Consider the following 15,912-nt stretch of genomic DNA (forward strand, 5'->3'; position numbering starts at 1 on the left):
CACCTCGATCAAAAATTACTTTCAACATGCAAATCAAAGCCCTTGAGACCTTTCTGTGCGTCGCCGAGACCGGAGGCTTCCACGCTGCCGCCCGCAAGCTGAACGTGACGCAAACCGCTGTAAGCGCCCGCATTCGTCTGATCGAGGATGAAACCGGCAAAGCCCTGTTCACCCGTGGGGCAGGCGGGACCGGCCTGACCGAATTCGGGCGGCAGTTCCGGCCCTATGCTGAACAGATGCTGTCGCTCTGGTCCTTTGCCTCACGCGATCTGCCCGCGCAGTCGCAGAACCGGGTCGCCCTGCGCCTGGGCGCGCAACTGAGCATCTGGGACCCGCTGCTGGTCGATCTGGCAATCCGCTATGAGGACGACCTGGGGCAGCTGCTGTTGACGCTCAACTATGATCATGACCTGAATATGGTTGATGCGGTAGCCACCCATGTTCTTGACGCGGCCTTGACCCATGAGAAACCGTCGGACAGACGGGTCATGTTTCACGAATTGCCACCCGAGCGACTGGTGCTGGTCCAGACCCCTGATGCCGGAACTGACCCGATTTTCGTCAATTTGGAACTGGGGGAGGTCTATCAGAATCACATTCGATCCACCGCGCATCGGGCTTCGGGCCAGACGGTGTTTCTGGGCAATTGCATGATGGCCCTACGCTATGTCCTGCGGCGCGGTGGGTTAGGGTATTTCCCACGCTATGTCATCGCTGAATACCTTCATTCTGGGCAGGTTACGCCCGTTGCAAATGCCTATGACCTGATGTTGCCGCTCTATCTGGTCACGAGCCGCGACAGCCCAGCATTTGGCGATGTTCTAGATTGCCTGCAGGAATTGCGGACGGCTTAGGCCTGCGGCCAGGCGAGATCGCTCTCTCGTGGCTTTTTCCGCAAAAGTGGTCGCCCCGCAATCAGCAAGAACAGGCAGGATATGAGGATGCCGATCACGGCGGGCAGGTAGAGAACCGCCCACAGCGCGGGATCGTCGATTACAATAGGCGACACGAACCCCCGAACACCTTCCAGCAAAACGAGAATAGTAAACGCCCCAAAAATCTGCGGCCACAAACCGAAACGGGAAAAGCTGCCCAGCATCAGGGTGGCATATCCCGCCATGGCCACCGCTACGCAGATGGCAATCCATGAGAACCGCTGGTGCAGTTCATCCACCAGCTCTCCTTCGCTGAACCCTTCGTTTGCGGTCAACGCCTGACGGTTTTCCAACAATTCAAAGGTCGGGATCGCCTCAAGACTTCGTTGGCTCATATCGTTGCCATGAGCCAGTTCGGATATGTCGTATGAAGCATCCTCGAACAGGGTCGATGATAAGGTCCTGCCCTGCTGATCCAAGCGCAACGCCACCCCGTCCACCATAACCAGATGAATGCCGCTGCCATTGTTGACCAGATAAGCGGTTTTACTGGAATAGGTGACTGTACTGGCCCGATCCCGGCGGTCCGAGACGAAGACTTCGTACAGTGTACCATCCAGGTCAATCCGTCCGATATAAACCGTTACGCCGCTGGCAGGATGTAGAAACTCACCCTCGTTCAGAAGCTGCGCGGTGACATCGCTTGCGACCTCGGCCTGTCGTTGTTCAAGCTGCTCGACCGAGGCCGGGCGCAGAAACACGCTGATCGCGGCCATCATCAAACCTGTTACTAGCCCGAACAGAAATACTGCCCGCGCCAGACGCCATGGGCTGGAGCCCGTCGCCAACATAACCGTCAGCTCGCTTTCGCGGCTCAGGCGGTTGGTGGCATAAACGGCGGCGGCAAACACAGCCATGGGCATCACCGTTCGAATCAGGGTCGGCAGGGTCAGCGCGGTGAATTCCAGAAACACCATCGCCGATTGACCGCCGCTGATCACACGATCAAACAGGCTGACCGAACGGGTGATCCAGAAGACCCCCACCAGAACCAGCGTGAAAAAGCCGAACAGAATCAGCAATTGCCGCAGGAAATATCCATCGAAACGCGACATGTATCCTCATCCGGTCCTTGGGTGTTTCGCCGGACATTATGCCAATCGCTGGCCCGAGGAAACCGGAATGCAAAGGAATGGCCCAAATTGGCGCGTGGATGTCAGCGATATTGGGAAATGGCAGGGGCAGCAGGGTTCGAACCCGCGACCTACGGTTTTGGAGACCGTCGCTCTACCAACTGAGCTATACCCCTAAGGTGGGCATCAGATATGCCAGCCGCGCGGCGGACTCAAGAGGCTTTTTCAGATTCCGCCGCTCTAAACCCATGCGACAAACAAGTTGCGCATGGCGTTGAGTTCTATAAGACACAATTTGCTTGGCAGAAGGACCCCGCTCGTGAGTATCCGCAAGAAGATCGCTGATAGTGAAGCCCTGTTGAACTGGGCTGCGCGGCGCATTGCGTGGTATATCCGGCTGGTCAATCGCAACACCGAATGGCAGCGTATTGGCTATGAGGAACTGGACCAGTTGGCCGAGCAGGGCGAACCGGTCATTGTGGTGCTGTGGCACCAAAGGCTGGCGCAATCGCCCTATTTCTACCCGCTGGACAAGGGGCCCATCTGCTCCATCACCTCGTCTGCTCGAGCCGGCAGCATGGTTGGTCGCGTGCAAAAGCTGTTCGGCATGGACACGATCGCCATGACCAGCAAGAAATCGAATAACATTGCCGTGTCGCGCGAAGTGATCGGCAAAATGAAGCAAGGCATTTCCATCGGCATCGCCGCAGACGGTCCACGCGGGCCGGAAAGGGTGTTGTCCACGGTGCCTTTAGTCTGGGCGAGGACCTCAGGCAAGCGGGTGTTCGGGATTACTTTTTCCGCGGAACATGGTCGCGAGGCAGGCACATGGGACCGGTTGCTGATGCCGCGCCCCTGGCGCAACAAGGGCGTGTTTCTGTGCCGAGAATGGACGGAAACCGTGCCGCGCAAAGCGTCTGACGAGCAGATAGAAGATCTGCGCCTCAGCCTTGAGCAACATATGAATGACATCACGGCCGAGGCCGACCGCATGGTTGGCCGCGAGCCTTGGTCGCCGTCCTAACCGCCGCGCAGACGCTGCATTAGGTAAACTTCACTGCCTTCGGGGATCGGTTCCGTCAAACCGGTTGCGATGACGCGTCCGTCGATGGCGATGGACACGCCCGCCTCAATTGGGCCTTCCAGTTGCGGATGCGTCCTGACCAGTTCCCGTAGCAGATCGCCGGTGGTTTTGGCCTCGACCTCCACCACCTGCTGACCCCCGGTCAAAGACCGGAGGCCGGACCAGAGGTGGACCTCAACCATTGTCCTTGAGCGCCGCCAGAATGCGCGGCGGGGACATCGGCAGTTGCTTCATCCGCACGCCAGCTGCGTTGGACACAGCATTGGCGATGGCGGCCAAGGGCGGCACGATGCCCGTCTCACCCACGCCGCGCACACCGAAGGGGTGGCCGGGGTTGGGCACTTCGACGATCACCGTGTCGATCATGGGCAGGTCGCTGGCGACCGGAATGCGATAGTCAAGGAAGATCGAGTTCTGCAACCGTCCATCCTCGCCATAGATATATTCCTCATTCAGCGCCCAGCCGATACCTTGCGCGGCACCGCCCTGGAACTGGCCCTCGACATAGGTCGGATGGATCGCCTTACCAGCGTCCTGAATGACCGTATAGCGGGTGATCGTGGTCTTGCCGGTTTCCGGGTCGACCTCGGCGTCAACAATGTGGGTGCCAAAGGACACGCCTGCGCCTTCGGGCGTCGCCTCAAAATGGCCCGAGATCGGACCCCCGGTGCGTCCCATTTTGGCAGTGATATCTGCCAGCGGCATCGGGTCAAAGTCGCCCGCGTTCGGGCCCGAAGGCACGGCGCAACCGTTTTCCCACTTCACGGCTTCAACCGGGATATCCCATTTGGCCGCTGCACGTTCGCACAGTTTTTCGACAGCATGGCGCGCCGCCTTGATCGTCGCCAGACCCGAAGCATAGGTTACCCGGCTACCGTGGCTGACGTCATTATACCCCAGCGTTGCGGTGTCTGCGACGGTGACACGGATGTTCTCATATGGAATGCCCAGCACCTCAGCCGCCATCAGTGCCATCGACGCGCGCGAGCCGCCAATGTCGGGCGTGCCCACCATCAACTGGGCTGATCCGTCTTCGGACAATGCCAGGGTTACCGACGTTTCACCCCCGTGGTTGAACCAGAAGCCGCAGGAGACGCCGCGTCCCTGCCCCGGCTTCAACGGCGCCGAATAATGCGGATGCGCCTTGGCGGCCTCGAGCGTTTCCACCAGACCGATGCGTTCATAGCGCGGGCCATAGCTGGCCTTGGTGCCCTCATGCGCAGCGTTCTTCAGGCGCACTTCAATGGGGTCGAGGCCCAGCTTGTTGCACATCTCATCAATGACCGACTCGACCGCAAACGCGCCCATCGGCGCGCCGGGCGCGCGATAAGCGGCTTGCTTGGGACGGTTGGCCATCACGTCATAGCCGATCTGTTTGACGTTGGTCAGGTTATAGGCCGCAAAGGCACACATGGCGGTCATGTCGCCCGGCGCACCGGGGAACGCGCCGCCTTGCAGACGGAACTCACCACGCGCGGCGGTGATCGTGCCGTCCTTCTTCATGCCGATCTTGATATCCATCGAAGCCGAGGCCGTCGGCCCCGTCGCGCGGAACACTTCGGATCGGGTCATGACCAGCTTGACCGGGCGGTTCGCCTTGCGGCTCAGCGCCAGCGCGACCGGTTCGATGAAGACCGTGGTCTTGCCGCCAAAGCCGCCGCCAATCTCGGACGCGGTAACGCGCAGCTGCGAGGTTTCGATGCCCAGCAATGCCGCACATGTCTTTTGCGCAATCCAATGGCCTTGGGTGGTGCACCAAAGTTCACCTTTGCCGTCATTGCCCAGCAGGCCAAGACAGGCGTGTGGCTCGATATAGCCCTGATGGGTCGCCTCGGTGACAAAGCTGTCTTCGAGGACCAGATCGGCCTCGGCAAAGCCTGCGTCGACATCGCCATGACCGCTTTCGTGATACCGCACGACGTTGGGGTGCATCCCTTCGGGCACGGAATAATCTGCCGCACCTTCGCGGATGACCGGCGCATCCGGGGCCATCGCTTTGTCTACGTCGGTCACATGAGGCAATACCTCGTACTCAACCTCAATCAGCTTCAGCGCATCCCGCGCGGCCAGTGCCGAGGTCGCCGCCACAGCAGCCACCGCATGACCATCATAGAGAGCTTTCTCACCGGCCATGACGTTTTCCAGCACGTTCCAGAATTCGCCCGCCAAACCGGGTTTGAACGGCACGTCGGCGAAATCAGCGCGTGTCACGACGGCTTTGACGTCTTTCAGCGCCTCGGCCTTCGATGTGTCGATTTTCACGATCCGGGCATGGGCGTGGGGCGAGCGCAGGATCGCACCATGCAGCATGCCGGGTGCAGACATATCCGCGCCGAATTTGGCGCGGCCCGTCACCTTGTCCAAGCCGTCAGGGCGGTTCGGACGGGTGCCAACAAAAGTGAATTCCGTTTTACGATCGTCCAGAGCCATTACGAAGCCTCCCGCAATTCTTCTGCCGTTTCCATGACGGCGCGAATGATCTTGTCATAGCCGGTGCAGCGGCACAGGTTGCCTGCCAGCCAGTACCGGGTTTCTTCCTCGGTCGGGTTGGGGTTTTTCTCCAGCAGCGATTTGGCCGCCACCAGAATGCCCGGCGTGCAGATGCCGCATTGCAGGGCGGCATGTTCGATGAATTTCTGTTGCAGAGGGTGCAGCACGTCACCATCCGCGATACCTTCGACGGTTTCGATGGTCTTACCCTCGGCCTCAGCGCCCAGCATCAGGCAGGAACAGACCAGACGGCCATCCACAGTGACCGAACAGGCACCGCAATCGCCGGTGCCGCAGCCCTCTTTAGCGCCGGTCAGGTTCAGCTTGTCGCGCAGGCAGTCCAGCAGGGTTTCGCGCGGGTCGCACAGAAAATCGACCTCATCGCCGTTCACGGTGGTCGTTACGTGGAGCTTGCTCATGCTTTCTCTCCCTTCGCGCGGGCATAGGCGATTTTCGCGGCGCGCTTGGCCAGAACGCCAGAGACCTCGGTGCGGAATGCGATCGTGCCGCGTTTGTCGTCGATTGGGTTACAGGCAGCCGATGCCGCAGCCGCCAGCGCGTCCAGCGCAGCATCGTCCAGAGTGCTGCCGATGATGGCCTTGGCACAGTCTTCAACCAGCAGGACAGTCGGCGCAACCGCGCCCAGCGAGACGCGGGCCTCAGTCACGGTATCACCGTCCAGACGCAGGCTGACACCCACGCCAACAACGGCGATGTCCATCTCAGTGCGCGGGATGAACCGCAGATAGGCGTCGCCAGCGTTGTCTCCGCGTGCGGGGATTTTCACAGCCGAGATCACCTCACCCTTGGCCAGCGATGTCTTTCCGGGTCCGGTGGGAATGTCTTCAACGGCCACCTCGCGGTTGCCATCGGGGCCAGTGACCGTAACGGTCACACCAGCGGCAACCATCGCAGGCACCGAATCCGCCGCCGGAGAGCCATTGCACAGGTTTCCGGTCAGCGTTGCGCGACCCTGAACCTGGGTCGATCCGATCAGGTCCATCGCTTCGACCACGCCAGGCCAGTCGCTGCCCAGCTCAGGGTGCTCGCTCATCTCGGCACCTGTGGCAGCAACACCCAGTGTCCAACTGCCGTCCGCGTTGCGGGTTATATCGCTGACGCCGTCGATCTTTTTGATGTCGATCAGCGTATCGGGCGTGACCAGTTCCGAGCGCAACTGCACCAGAACGTCCGTGCCTCCGGCCAAAAAGCGGGTGACCCCCGTTGCGTTTGCAGCCAGAGCCGACGCCTCGGCAAAACTGGCGGGGCTGTGATAATCCATGAAAATACCTCGCACCTGTTGATCAGGATTCACTAGGGTTCGCTGGGGACGTTAGTGCAGCCGTGCCGTAACGTCCATGGCCAGAGCGACCAATTTTTGCGTTTCAGAATTTCGTTTCCCAACCTTGGCTCAGAGGTCGATCTCGATCACACCATCCGGCTGTGCCGCCCGGCTTTGACATAGGATGATAGCGCTCTCACGTTGTTTTTTGGACAAAACGAAATCGCGGTGTTCGACCTCACCCGAAATCACGCCGCATTTACAAACTCCACAGATGCCATCGGCGCATTTCACATCGACGTGAATGCCAGCCTCGTTCATCACCTGCGCGGCGTCTTTGTCGGCGGGTACAGTCAGATCGCGGCCCGATTTTGCCAGCCGTAGGGTGAAGGCGTGATTCTCATAGTCCGGCTGTTCCGGAACCGAGAAATACTCCAGATGCCGCGCCTCGTCGGGATATCCCTGACGTTCAGCTGCTTGCATAACTCCGTCCATAAAGCGATCAGGACCGCAGGTATAGACATGCCATCCATCCTGATACCCCTGCAGGATTACATCCAAATCGGCCCGTGTGCCTTCGTCCGAGAAATGATAGTGCACGTGATCCGCCCAAGGCATCGCTGCCAGATCCTTCAGATACCCGGCCCCGGCACGGGTACTGGCGGAATAGTGAAGCTCGAACGGTTTGCCCAAGGCATGCAGACGGTGGGCAAAAGCGATCATCGGAGTGATGCCGATCCCGCCGCCCATCAAGAAGGTCTTCGTTGCGCCCTCGTCCAGTTCGAAATGGTTGATGGGTTTCGAGATGAAAACTTTCCGCCCCTCGTTGAAAATGCGGTGCAGCAGAGCTGAGCCACCGCGTCCCTCATCCTCGCGCAATACACCGATCTGATAGGTGGCGCGGTCGGACGGGTCGCCAGACATAGAGTATTGCCGCAGGAATTCCGGCGCGACCAGCACGTCCAGATGCGCGCCCGCCGTCCATTCGGGCAGTGGTGAGCCGTCCAGCGTCGAGAATTCGTACTTGGTCACATCCGCAGTCATCTTGTCGACCTTGGTCAGTGCGACGCGCATAACCGGGGCATCGCCCGCGATGGTATAGCGGTGGATCACCGACAGATCGCCCGCCGCCTTGCGCGCCTTGTATTCCTCGGCCGTGACCATGGCCTCATAGGCTGCGATCCCAGCCTCGCGGTCCATGGCGAACGGATAGGGCCAGGGATGCGGGGCCAGATAGGCGGGGTAGACGGCCAGAGTCTGATCTTCGTATTTCAGGTCTAGGTCGGTTTGCAGATCGCGCCGGTTCAGCGGGTGGTCGGTCGGGCGATAGGCGCCGTCCGGTTGCAGCTCCAGATCCCACCACCATTTCTTGACGTCGTTCAGCCCGCCATTGCCCACGGCATCATCCAACCGCGCCAACGCGGGAGCGGCCTTGGGAATATTCATCGCGGCCCAGCGGAAGGGGCGTTCCTTGAAGATGCCCTCAAGGTTCCAAGGGCAGGTCTTCATACACCGCCCGCACATCGCCCCACCCGGCGTGGTCACCCGGTAGGTGGCGCATTTTTGGCTGTCAGACTTCCAGATCTCATAGCCGTTGAACATCAGTTTCGGCCCGGCCGTGATCGCACCCGAGGGGCATTCGCGCGCGCATTTGTTGCAGCTTTCGCAGAAGGTTTGCAGACCGAAATCGATCGGCTTGTCATGCGCCATCGGCATATCGGTCGTCACTGCGCCGGATTTCAGACGCGGGCCCAGATAGGGGTTCAGGATCACCTCTCCGATGCGACTGACCTCGCCCAGCCCAGACAGCAACAGCAGTGGCGGCTGCAGCACCTCGCCATCCATCACCGTATGCGCGCGGGCTTTGTAGCCGAGGTTACGGATCTGCTGCGCGATCACTCCACCCAGAAGCGAGAACCGCAGATAGGCGCGCATCGACTGCGCCACGCTGATCCAGTCGTCACCGCTGGCACCCTCCATCGTCTCATAACCCTGGTCGATGATCATGCTGATGGCCTGGTCGTGGGGAGGTGTGATCTCCTCGCCCGTTGCATCGTGCGAGTACCACGCCCAGTCCGGGCACCGGCTGAGGCCCACCGCATCGACCCCCAGAAAATACGTGGCCGCCTTGATATTCGCGGCATTGCGTGCGGCATCGGTGGGTGGCGGAGTGTCCGCGCTTTCCCCATCCTGCAACAGCACAAACGCGCCCAGCGCGCGGCGTTGCGCGGTACTGGGCGCGGCCTTGCGTACATAATACCCGCCCTTGGCCCCGTCTTGCAGATGCTTGCCCATATCCCCGAACTGCGCGCGGGCAAACATGTCAGCGCGCTTGGGGACGCGGGCCACGTTTTCCTCATCAATATAGGTGGTGGGCGCATCAACCCGGCTCAGGGTCTCAAACGGATGCGCCCCGTCCACATAGCGCCGTTTGGCGTAAGGATCGCGGTTCAGCGCGTTCTTGGCAAAGCCCGCGCCCAGCCACCATGCAGGGCCCTGAGTGCGAAACCACGGCTGCTGAGGCATGGGCCGCAAGGGTTGATCGTAGCCGATCTCCATCTCGGTCGTGACCGCAGCCAGTCCGAACCGCTTTCCCAGCCACGGCGCGACCAGCTCTCCGTCTTCGACCGAACACAGCCCCGCTGCAACCGCCAACTTGCCCAGATCAACCTCGGAGGACATCACCGTATGCGCCCGTGCGTCAAAGCCCAGAATGCGGATGTAGTTGGCGATGACCACCGCATTCTCGGTCGCTAGCAGACAGGCGCGGTGATCCTGCGCATTCATGATCCACTCCGCGCCGGGCTCGTTGGGGTCCGGGTCGCGGTTGTGTTCGTACAGAAAGACAATCGCGTGGCGATGGGTGTCCATGGGGCGCGGTTTGGCTTCCATGCTTTCTTTGAGATCGGCCATGATCAGGTCGATGCCTGAGGCCAGCGTCTTGGTCTGCCGTGTCTTCAGCGCATGGGCCAGACGGTCAATATCGGGGTTGCGGCGGGGTTCGGTCAGCAATGCCTCGCGCAGCAGAGGCCCACAACCCATCATTGAGGCATCATTGAAATAGCCGAACGCTTTTAGATGGTTGGCACGATCGGTCAAGTCAGAAGGCGCCTCGGAGACCACAGGATTCACGAACCCATCGCGGATCGTGTCCAGCATCGCCTGAAACTCCCCCATCGCGTTGACGATGCTTTCCGGGCGCTCGGGGCGATGAAAGCTGAGCGACTGCATCGGCGGCACCGCCGACAAATCAGGCATCTCCGCTTGCCGCGCCAGCCGCTCTGACGGATAGCCGCCCATGTGAACGGGCCTGTTCTTGTCCGAGAAAAAGCGGATTGTCATCCTGCGCCTCCTGTTGGGTTCAGCTTTCCCTAATCCGCCATGGACCGCAAAACCATTCATGAATAATCATAGACAGTATGAGTAATATTGATTTTACCGATCTGGACGGCAAGGTCTTGCGTGTCTTTCTGACCATTCTCGAGGAAAGCTCGGTCTCGAAGGCGGCCGACCGGTTAGGTGTCACGCAATCGGCCATCAGCCATACGCTGGCTAAGCTGCGGCAGGTTCTGGGCGATCCGCTATTCGTACGTTCGGGCCAGGGCCTGACCCCGACCGAGCGCGCCCTGGCGCTGAAAGACCCGGTTCAGCGTGTTCTGGACGGGATGCGCGCCCTGACCGAAGACCGCCCCTTTGATCCGCAAGCCGAACAGATGCAGATTCAGATCGCCACCAACGACATGCCGCGCGAGTTGATCTTTCCCACTTTGCTACGGACCGCGCGATCTGAAAGCATTGGCCTGCATCTAGGGTTCATCCCTTCGGGTGTGCCGGACCCCGACCTACTACGCAGCGACCGATGCCAGTTGATGTTGACGCCGCTGCCGCCCGACGGGCCGGATATCTTTCAGAAACGCATCCTCAGCAGCCCGCTGATGATCTTCTATGACGCCGCACAGCGCAAACCGCCGGACAGTTGGGACGTCTATTGCAGCACCGAACATGTCGAGGTGCGGTTCGCCGATGGTCGAAGCTCGCGCGCGGTGATGCGCGGCGTGGATCAAAACCAGATCAGACCGCCCACCGTCACCCTGCCCCATTTCAACGCCATCCCGTCTTTTGTGAAAGGCAGCGACCTGATCTCGACCGACACCGCCCTGATGAAACGCGGGCCGTTGGCGGCGCTGGATTGCGCGCCGTTGCCTTTCACGTGTGAGGAGGTCTCGATCTACATGGTCTGGCACCAGAGATCGGCGAATGACCCGGCCCATCGCTGGCTGCGCGACCGGATCGAACGGATTGCCGCCACACTATGAAGGGGGCGGTTCAGAACCGGGCTTTGATAAGATGCGTCAGCGCCGCACCGGTCTCAAAATATGCGCGCCGCAGCCCGGTCCAGCTTTCGCGATATCCCTCAACTGCAGGGACGGGCAGAAGGGCGGGAGCATCGCGTAGCAAACTGTCGGCCATCTGGCGGCCAAAAACAGTCCCCGGCCCGATCCCGCGCCCTGAAAACCCGTGCGCCGCCAGCGCATTCGGGCCGATCCGCACGATTTTCGGGATGTGGTCCGAGGTCATTGCGATCCGCCCGTGCCAACCTTGCACCAACGGCTGGTCGGCCAGCTGCGGATAAAGCGCCGCTATCTTGCGTTTCGCCCACGCCTTATGGGCACTGCTTCCTGCATGACCAAGATCCCCCATCGCGCCGATGATGAACCGCCCGTCCTGATCCAGCCGGAAAGACGTCATGATCAACCCGGTATCCCACGCCCCTTCGCCCCCGCGCAGGATACTGGCGCGCAGGTTGTCCGACAAAGGGGCCGTGGCAAACTGAAAGTAATAAACCGGCACATAGGCGGGCGCGGTATCCGGCATGGCCCGGTGATAGGCATTCGTGGCCTGTATCAACGCCTTCGCCCGGACAGAGCCTTGGGCTGTTGTCAGGGTCCAGACATCGCCATCATGGGACAGAGAGAGAACCGGACTATGCGTAAAGACCTGCGCCCCGGCCTGAGTCGCGGCGCGAGCCAAGCCCCGCACATAGGCCAGAGGCTGAATCGTTCCCGCCCGCGGATCGAAAAGCGCCCCGTGAAAGGCTGCGCTGCCGGTGCGTTGCCCGGCCTGATCGGTGCTCAACAGCTCCACCGGCGCGCCTGCCGCCTTGAGCTGCGCATGGCGGTTTTCCAAGTCCCTGAACCCCGCCCCCGAATGCGCGCAATGCAGGGTGCCGTTGCGGACAGGCTCGCAATCGATCCCGTGCTGCGCGATCAGGTCGAACACATCCCCCGGTGCGGCGCCCAAGAGCTCGATTAGGCGATTGCCCGGCTCAGCCCCGAGATGCGTCCGGATCTCGTCCGGTGGCAGCCATAGCCCCGCATTGGCAAAGCCCACATTGCGACCCGACCCGCCATGCCCGATCTCCTGCGCCTCTAGCAGCGTCACCGACGCCCCCGATTGTGCCGCCGTCAAAGCCGCCGAACAGCCGGTATAGCCGCCGCCGATTACGACCAGATCGACCGTCAGATCGTCGGTCAGAGGGGTGCTGTCCACATGCTCGCGGCAGGTGTTCAGCCAGAGGGACTGGTCATGGTCGCTCACATCGGGCTCCTTGCGCATGCGCAGATCATCAGGGCTGCGTCAGCCGGTTGCAAGCGAACGCTGATCTTCTCGCCCCATAGCGATCAGAAAGGGCTGTGCGTCCTGCTGCGCCTGAAATGCCGCTTTGTCGGACATACCCTTCCAATCGGCCAGAACCAGCGACTGCGCCACCGCCCCACCCAGGGTTGCCCCTGGTCCGGTGACGATGAACAGATCGGGCGCAAACTCGCGCGCGGCAGTCTGGATGGCGCGGGTGAAATCATAGGTCTCGGTGACTTGATGCCCTAGGGTGTAGTCCCACAGCGCTTGGGTGTCCGTCGCCCCTGGCCACCAGATTTTTCCACGCCCATCGATCAGAGGGCGTTCGGGCGGGTCAAACATATCCGCAGACAAACGCGCCCGCCCTTCGGCGGCCACCGGCGCTTGTAGCGCAGTGTGAAACGCGGCGTGGTTTGCCAAGCGCATGGGAAAGCGATCCTGCACAGTTGGTTGCGCGTGTTCAAACGCGCTTAGGCCGGCCTCATTACCTGCCAGAACCAGCATACCGCCCAGATCAATCGACAATGCCAACTCGTGCCCGTCCAGAGCGTCAATCCGCACGACATCGGCCAACAGTTCAGCCTTGCGCTCGGCGTCGTTCGACCAATCCTCTCGGGCGAACGGATACACAAGCTGCCCGCCGATCAGGTGGTCCTGCATCAGCGTGCCCATGGTGTTCACCACGCGGAATCCGTTTTCTGGCGTGACCGCGCCGCCCGCCGCCAAAGCGATGTACCACCCCATCGAGTTTCCGGTGACGGCAACGACTTCGATATCAACCGCCAGCGACTGCGCATCGGCCAGCGAGGCTGCGTAAATCAAAGGCGACGCGATATCGCCACGAGAATACGTGCTGACCGTATACCGACCTGCACCATCCAAGGCCGTGACCCCTTCTTGCCCTGCCTCTGCGCGAATTGCGTCAAACTGGGCAAACAGCTGCATCCGGTCAGCATGATGGCGATGCAGATAGCCCAATTCGGGTTTGTTGTATGTCCCCCGACCGGGGCAGATCAGAACAGCGGTGCGGGTCATTGGCGACCTCCGGTCAGGTTTAATGCGGCGGCCACAATCCCGTCTTTCGACGGCAAGGGCGCAGCATAGGCGGGGCCGGTTGCTATGAAACTGTCGTCGGCGACAACACGGGCGATTGGAGTGGCCGGACTTTCTTCGACGAAGAAAGTCATCAGCGCCTCGGACTGGCTGCCGGTGCGGCGGCATTCGTCGACGATCAGCACATGTGCGCAGCCCTCGGTGGCCTCGTACAACGCCTGAACAGGCAGTGGCGCCAGCCAGCGCAGGTCGATGATCCGCACGTTCAACCCCGCCGCCTGCAGTTCGGGCAGCGCCTGTTTCGACAGGTAATGCCCGTTGCCATAGGTCACGATGGCCAGATCGGTACCGTCGCCATGCACCCCCACTTCACCCAGCGCAATCCGTTGATCCGGTGCGGGATAGGTCGTCATCCACCTCCCGTCCTGCGCCCCATTCAGGTCACGCATGGGATAGAGCGCAATGGGTTCCAGAAACACCACCACCCGCTGTTCTTCGCGCGCCAGGCGGACGCATTCGCGCAGCATCTGCGCAGCATCCTCGCCGGTCGAGGGGCAGGCAATGATCACCCCCGGAATATCGCGCAGCACGGCCAGCGAGTTGTCATTGTGGAAATGCCCGCCGAACCCTTTCTGATAGCCCAGCCCGGCGATCCGCACGACCATCGGGTTGGTGAATTGCCCGTTCGAGAAAAACGGCAGCGTTGCGGCCTCACCCCTGATCTGATCCTCGGCATTGTGCAGATAGGCGAGGAACTGAATTTCGGGGATCGGCACAAACCCGTTATGCCCCATGCCAATCGCGAGGCCCAAAATCGACTGCTCATCCAGCAGCGTGTCGATCACCCGATCCGGCCCGAACCTCTGTTGCAACTTTTGCGTGACGCCATAGACGCCCCCTTTACGGCCCACATCCTCGCCCATGCAGACGACTTCGCCATGTTCCAGCATCAGATCGGTCAGCGCCCAGTTGATCAGGCGGCTCATGGGCTGAGGGTCATTCATCGTCCGCATATCGCCACCAAACGCCTCAGCGCGCGCCTTGGCGCTGGGTCCGTTGGTGGGTTTGCAGTCGCGCTTGGGCGGGATCAGGCTGGCCATCACCTCGGCGGCGGTGCCCAAATGCGGGCGCGTGGTGGTCTCGGCAGCGATGCGATCAGTGCGGGCGCAGGTGTCCTGATATATCTCCAGCGCCTGATCCGGCGACAGTGCCCCGGCCTGATCCAAAAGGCGCACAGAATGCAGCAAAGGGTCATTTGCCTCATCCGCTTCGACCTCGGATTTGGGCATATAGGTGGTCGGTACGTCAGCACCGGCATGACCGTAAAGACGTACGGTTTTCAGGTGCAGGAATGCGGGTTTGCGGCGGGTGCGCACATAGTCGGCGGCCTCTTGCGCGACGGCATAGGTCTCGTAGATATCCAGCCCGTTGGCCTGAAAATACCGAATGCCGGGGCGATGCTCCATCGACGTCTGTATCCAGCCCTTTGGCGTTTTGACCGAGATGCCGATTCCATTGTCCTCACACACAAACAATAAGGGCAGCGGCGTCGCTTGCACGCTGGTCCAGCCCGCCGTATTGATCGCCCCCTGTGCGGTCGAGTGGTTGGCCGAGGCATCTCCGAAAGAACACATCGCAATGCCATCCTCGGGCAGTTCACGATGCTCGGGGTCATGCCGCCGCGCCGCGCCCAGCGAATAGGCCGCGCCCACCGCCTTGGGCAGATGGCTGGCAATGGTCGAGGTCTGCGGCGGGATGGTCAGCGCCTTGGACCCCAACACCTTGTGCCGTCCGCCCGACGTGGGGTCTTCGGAAGAACAGGCAAAACTCAGCAGCATGTCCCAGGCGATCTGCTGGCCCGGTACCTGCTCTGCGCGGGCGATCTGAAACGCGGCATCGCGGTAATGAAGAAAGGCGATATCCGTGGGGCGAAGAGCATGGGCCACGGCCGCCATCCCCTCGTGCCCGGATGAGCCGATCGTGTAGAACCCCTGCCCCGCCTTCTGCATGGCGCGGCTGGTGCGGTCCAGCGCGCGACTCAGCACTTGCGAGCGGAACAGTGATACGGCATCGGCATCGCTCAGACCGGACCGGGGCGCGTTGCCTGCGGGAAAATCGCGCGCGGTGACGCGTTTGAGGAAGTTCTCATGCACGATCTGAGCGCGATCCATCTGCGCCTCCGTCCTTTTGTTGTCGGATCATGGGCGCTGCCGTGCCCTGTGATCCCGGTGGTGGCCTACGAACGGCCAGGTCTTCTGTTACAGCAATAATCGCGCCCACGATTGGCGGGCAAGACCTCTGCCGGATCAGCGCCGCCGAAGACCGAGTTAAAACGCATCAATCTATCAGGCTGGTGCA

General features: G+C 61.1%; 12 protein-coding genes and 1 tRNA gene. 3 read left to right on the forward strand and 10 right to left on the reverse strand.

Features of this window, described 5'->3' with window-relative positions:
* Positions 1 to 26: 26 nt before the first annotated feature.
* Positions 27 to 854: a LysR family transcriptional regulator gene (locus AC2FJ6_RS11715; RefSeq protein ID WP_496669110.1), complete on the forward strand. Its 828-nt coding sequence runs from the start codon at positions 27 to 29 to the stop codon at positions 852 to 854.
* Here the strand turns inward: AC2FJ6_RS11715 and lptF are convergent.
* Both lptF and AC2FJ6_RS11725 read right to left on the reverse strand, forming a co-directional pair.
* The gene (gene lptF, locus AC2FJ6_RS11720; RefSeq protein ID WP_170773864.1) at positions 851 to 1,990 is read right to left on the reverse strand and encodes an LPS export ABC transporter permease LptF; all 1,140 of its coding nucleotides are present in this window, start codon (positions 1,988 to 1,990) and stop codon (positions 851 to 853) included. The genes AC2FJ6_RS11715 and lptF overlap by 4 nt on opposite strands.
* Before the next feature lie 118 nt (positions 1,991 to 2,108).
* Positions 2,109 to 2,184: transfer RNA gene (locus AC2FJ6_RS11725), tRNA-Trp, on the reverse strand.
* 143 nt (positions 2,185 to 2,327) lie between these two features.
* Here AC2FJ6_RS11725 and AC2FJ6_RS11730 point away from each other — a divergent pair.
* Positions 2,328 to 3,032: a lysophospholipid acyltransferase family protein gene (locus tag AC2FJ6_RS11730; protein WP_170773862.1), complete on the forward strand. Its 705-nt coding sequence runs from the start codon at positions 2,328 to 2,330 to the stop codon at positions 3,030 to 3,032.
* Here AC2FJ6_RS11730 and AC2FJ6_RS11735 read toward each other — a convergent pair.
* The 5 genes from AC2FJ6_RS11735 to AC2FJ6_RS11755 form a co-directional block, all read right to left on the reverse strand.
* Positions 3,029 to 3,274: a MoaD/ThiS family protein gene (locus AC2FJ6_RS11735; RefSeq protein WP_170353360.1), complete on the reverse strand. Its 246-nt coding sequence runs from the start codon at positions 3,272 to 3,274 to the stop codon at positions 3,029 to 3,031. The genes AC2FJ6_RS11730 and AC2FJ6_RS11735 overlap by 4 nt on opposite strands.
* A complete protein-coding gene (locus AC2FJ6_RS11740; RefSeq protein ID WP_170773860.1) occupies positions 3,267 to 5,522 on the reverse strand; it encodes a xanthine dehydrogenase family protein molybdopterin-binding subunit in 2,256 nt (751 codons plus the stop codon). The genes AC2FJ6_RS11735 and AC2FJ6_RS11740 overlap by 8 nt, the downstream gene beginning before the upstream one ends.
* Positions 5,522 to 6,001 carry a (2Fe-2S)-binding protein gene (locus tag AC2FJ6_RS11745; protein ID WP_170353362.1) on the reverse strand — a complete coding sequence of 160 codons (480 nt, stop codon included), beginning with the start codon at positions 5,999 to 6,001 and terminating at the stop codon, positions 5,522 to 5,524. Before AC2FJ6_RS11745 ends, AC2FJ6_RS11740 begins: the two co-directional genes overlap by 1 nt.
* Positions 5,998 to 6,864 carry an FAD binding domain-containing protein gene (locus tag AC2FJ6_RS11750; protein ID WP_170773858.1) on the reverse strand — a complete coding sequence of 289 codons (867 nt, stop codon included), beginning with the start codon at positions 6,862 to 6,864 and terminating at the stop codon, positions 5,998 to 6,000. The genes AC2FJ6_RS11745 and AC2FJ6_RS11750 overlap by 4 nt, the downstream gene beginning before the upstream one ends.
* Positions 6,865 to 6,993: 129 nt before the next feature.
* Entirely contained in the window at positions 6,994 to 10,206 is a 3,213-nt protein-coding gene (locus AC2FJ6_RS11755; RefSeq protein WP_170773856.1) for a reductive dehalogenase, read from the reverse strand.
* 77 nt (positions 10,207 to 10,283) lie between these two features.
* On the opposite strand from AC2FJ6_RS11755, the gene AC2FJ6_RS11760 reads away from it, so the two are divergent.
* Positions 10,284 to 11,180: a LysR family transcriptional regulator gene (locus tag AC2FJ6_RS11760; RefSeq protein WP_170773854.1), complete on the forward strand. Its 897-nt coding sequence runs from the start codon at positions 10,284 to 10,286 to the stop codon at positions 11,178 to 11,180.
* A gap of 10 nt (positions 11,181 to 11,190) precedes the next feature.
* On the opposite strand, the gene AC2FJ6_RS11765 is transcribed toward AC2FJ6_RS11760, so the two are convergent.
* Genes AC2FJ6_RS11765 through AC2FJ6_RS11775 form a run of 3 tightly spaced genes read right to left on the reverse strand, consistent with a single transcriptional unit; the run spans position 11,191 to position 15,725 of the window.
* Positions 11,191 to 12,462, reverse strand: a complete 1,272-nt coding sequence (locus AC2FJ6_RS11765; RefSeq protein ID WP_331252123.1) for an NAD(P)/FAD-dependent oxidoreductase — start codon at positions 12,460 to 12,462, stop codon at positions 11,191 to 11,193.
* Between the two features lie 39 nt (positions 12,463 to 12,501).
* Complete coding sequence (locus AC2FJ6_RS11770) at positions 12,502 to 13,536, reverse strand: ACP S-malonyltransferase (protein WP_170773849.1); 1,035 nt, start codon at positions 13,534 to 13,536, stop codon at positions 12,502 to 12,504.
* Entirely contained in the window at positions 13,533 to 15,725 is a 2,193-nt protein-coding gene (locus AC2FJ6_RS11775; protein WP_170773847.1) for a dehydrogenase E1 component subunit alpha/beta, read from the reverse strand. Before AC2FJ6_RS11775 ends, AC2FJ6_RS11770 begins: the two co-directional genes overlap by 4 nt.
* Positions 15,726 to 15,912 lie beyond the last annotated feature (187 nt).

This window comes from Ruegeria sp. CDSA089, assembly GCF_059612205.1.

What these genes read in the sequence shown, in the direction of transcription:
- AC2FJ6_RS11715 (WP_496669110.1), top strand. Translation starts at nt 27, where the DNA reads ATGCAAATCAAAGCCCTTGAGACCTTTCTGTGCGTCGCCGAGACCGGA.
- lptF (WP_170773864.1), bottom strand. Translation starts at nt 1,990, where the DNA reads ATGTCGCGTTTCGATGGATATTTCCTGCGGCAATTGCTGATTCTGTTC.
- AC2FJ6_RS11735 (WP_170353360.1), bottom strand. Translation starts at nt 3,274, where the DNA reads ATGGTTGAGGTCCACCTCTGGTCCGGCCTCCGGTCTTTGACCGGGGGT.
- AC2FJ6_RS11740 (WP_170773860.1), bottom strand. Translation starts at nt 5,522, where the DNA reads ATGGCTCTGGACGATCGTAAAACGGAATTCACTTTTGTTGGCACCCGT.
- AC2FJ6_RS11745 (WP_170353362.1), bottom strand. Translation starts at nt 6,001, where the DNA reads ATGAGCAAGCTCCACGTAACGACCACCGTGAACGGCGATGAGGTCGAT.
- AC2FJ6_RS11750 (WP_170773858.1), bottom strand. Translation starts at nt 6,864, where the DNA reads ATGGATTATCACAGCCCCGCCAGTTTTGCCGAGGCGTCGGCTCTGGCT.
- AC2FJ6_RS11755 (WP_170773856.1), bottom strand. Translation starts at nt 10,206, where the DNA reads ATGACAATCCGCTTTTTCTCGGACAAGAACAGGCCCGTTCACATGGGC.
- AC2FJ6_RS11760 (WP_170773854.1), top strand. Translation starts at nt 10,284, where the DNA reads ATGAGTAATATTGATTTTACCGATCTGGACGGCAAGGTCTTGCGTGTC.
- AC2FJ6_RS11770 (WP_170773849.1), bottom strand. Translation starts at nt 13,536, where the DNA reads ATGACCCGCACCGCTGTTCTGATCTGCCCCGGTCGGGGGACATACAAC.
- AC2FJ6_RS11775 (WP_170773847.1), bottom strand. Translation starts at nt 15,725, where the DNA reads ATGGATCGCGCTCAGATCGTGCATGAGAACTTCCTCAAACGCGTCACC.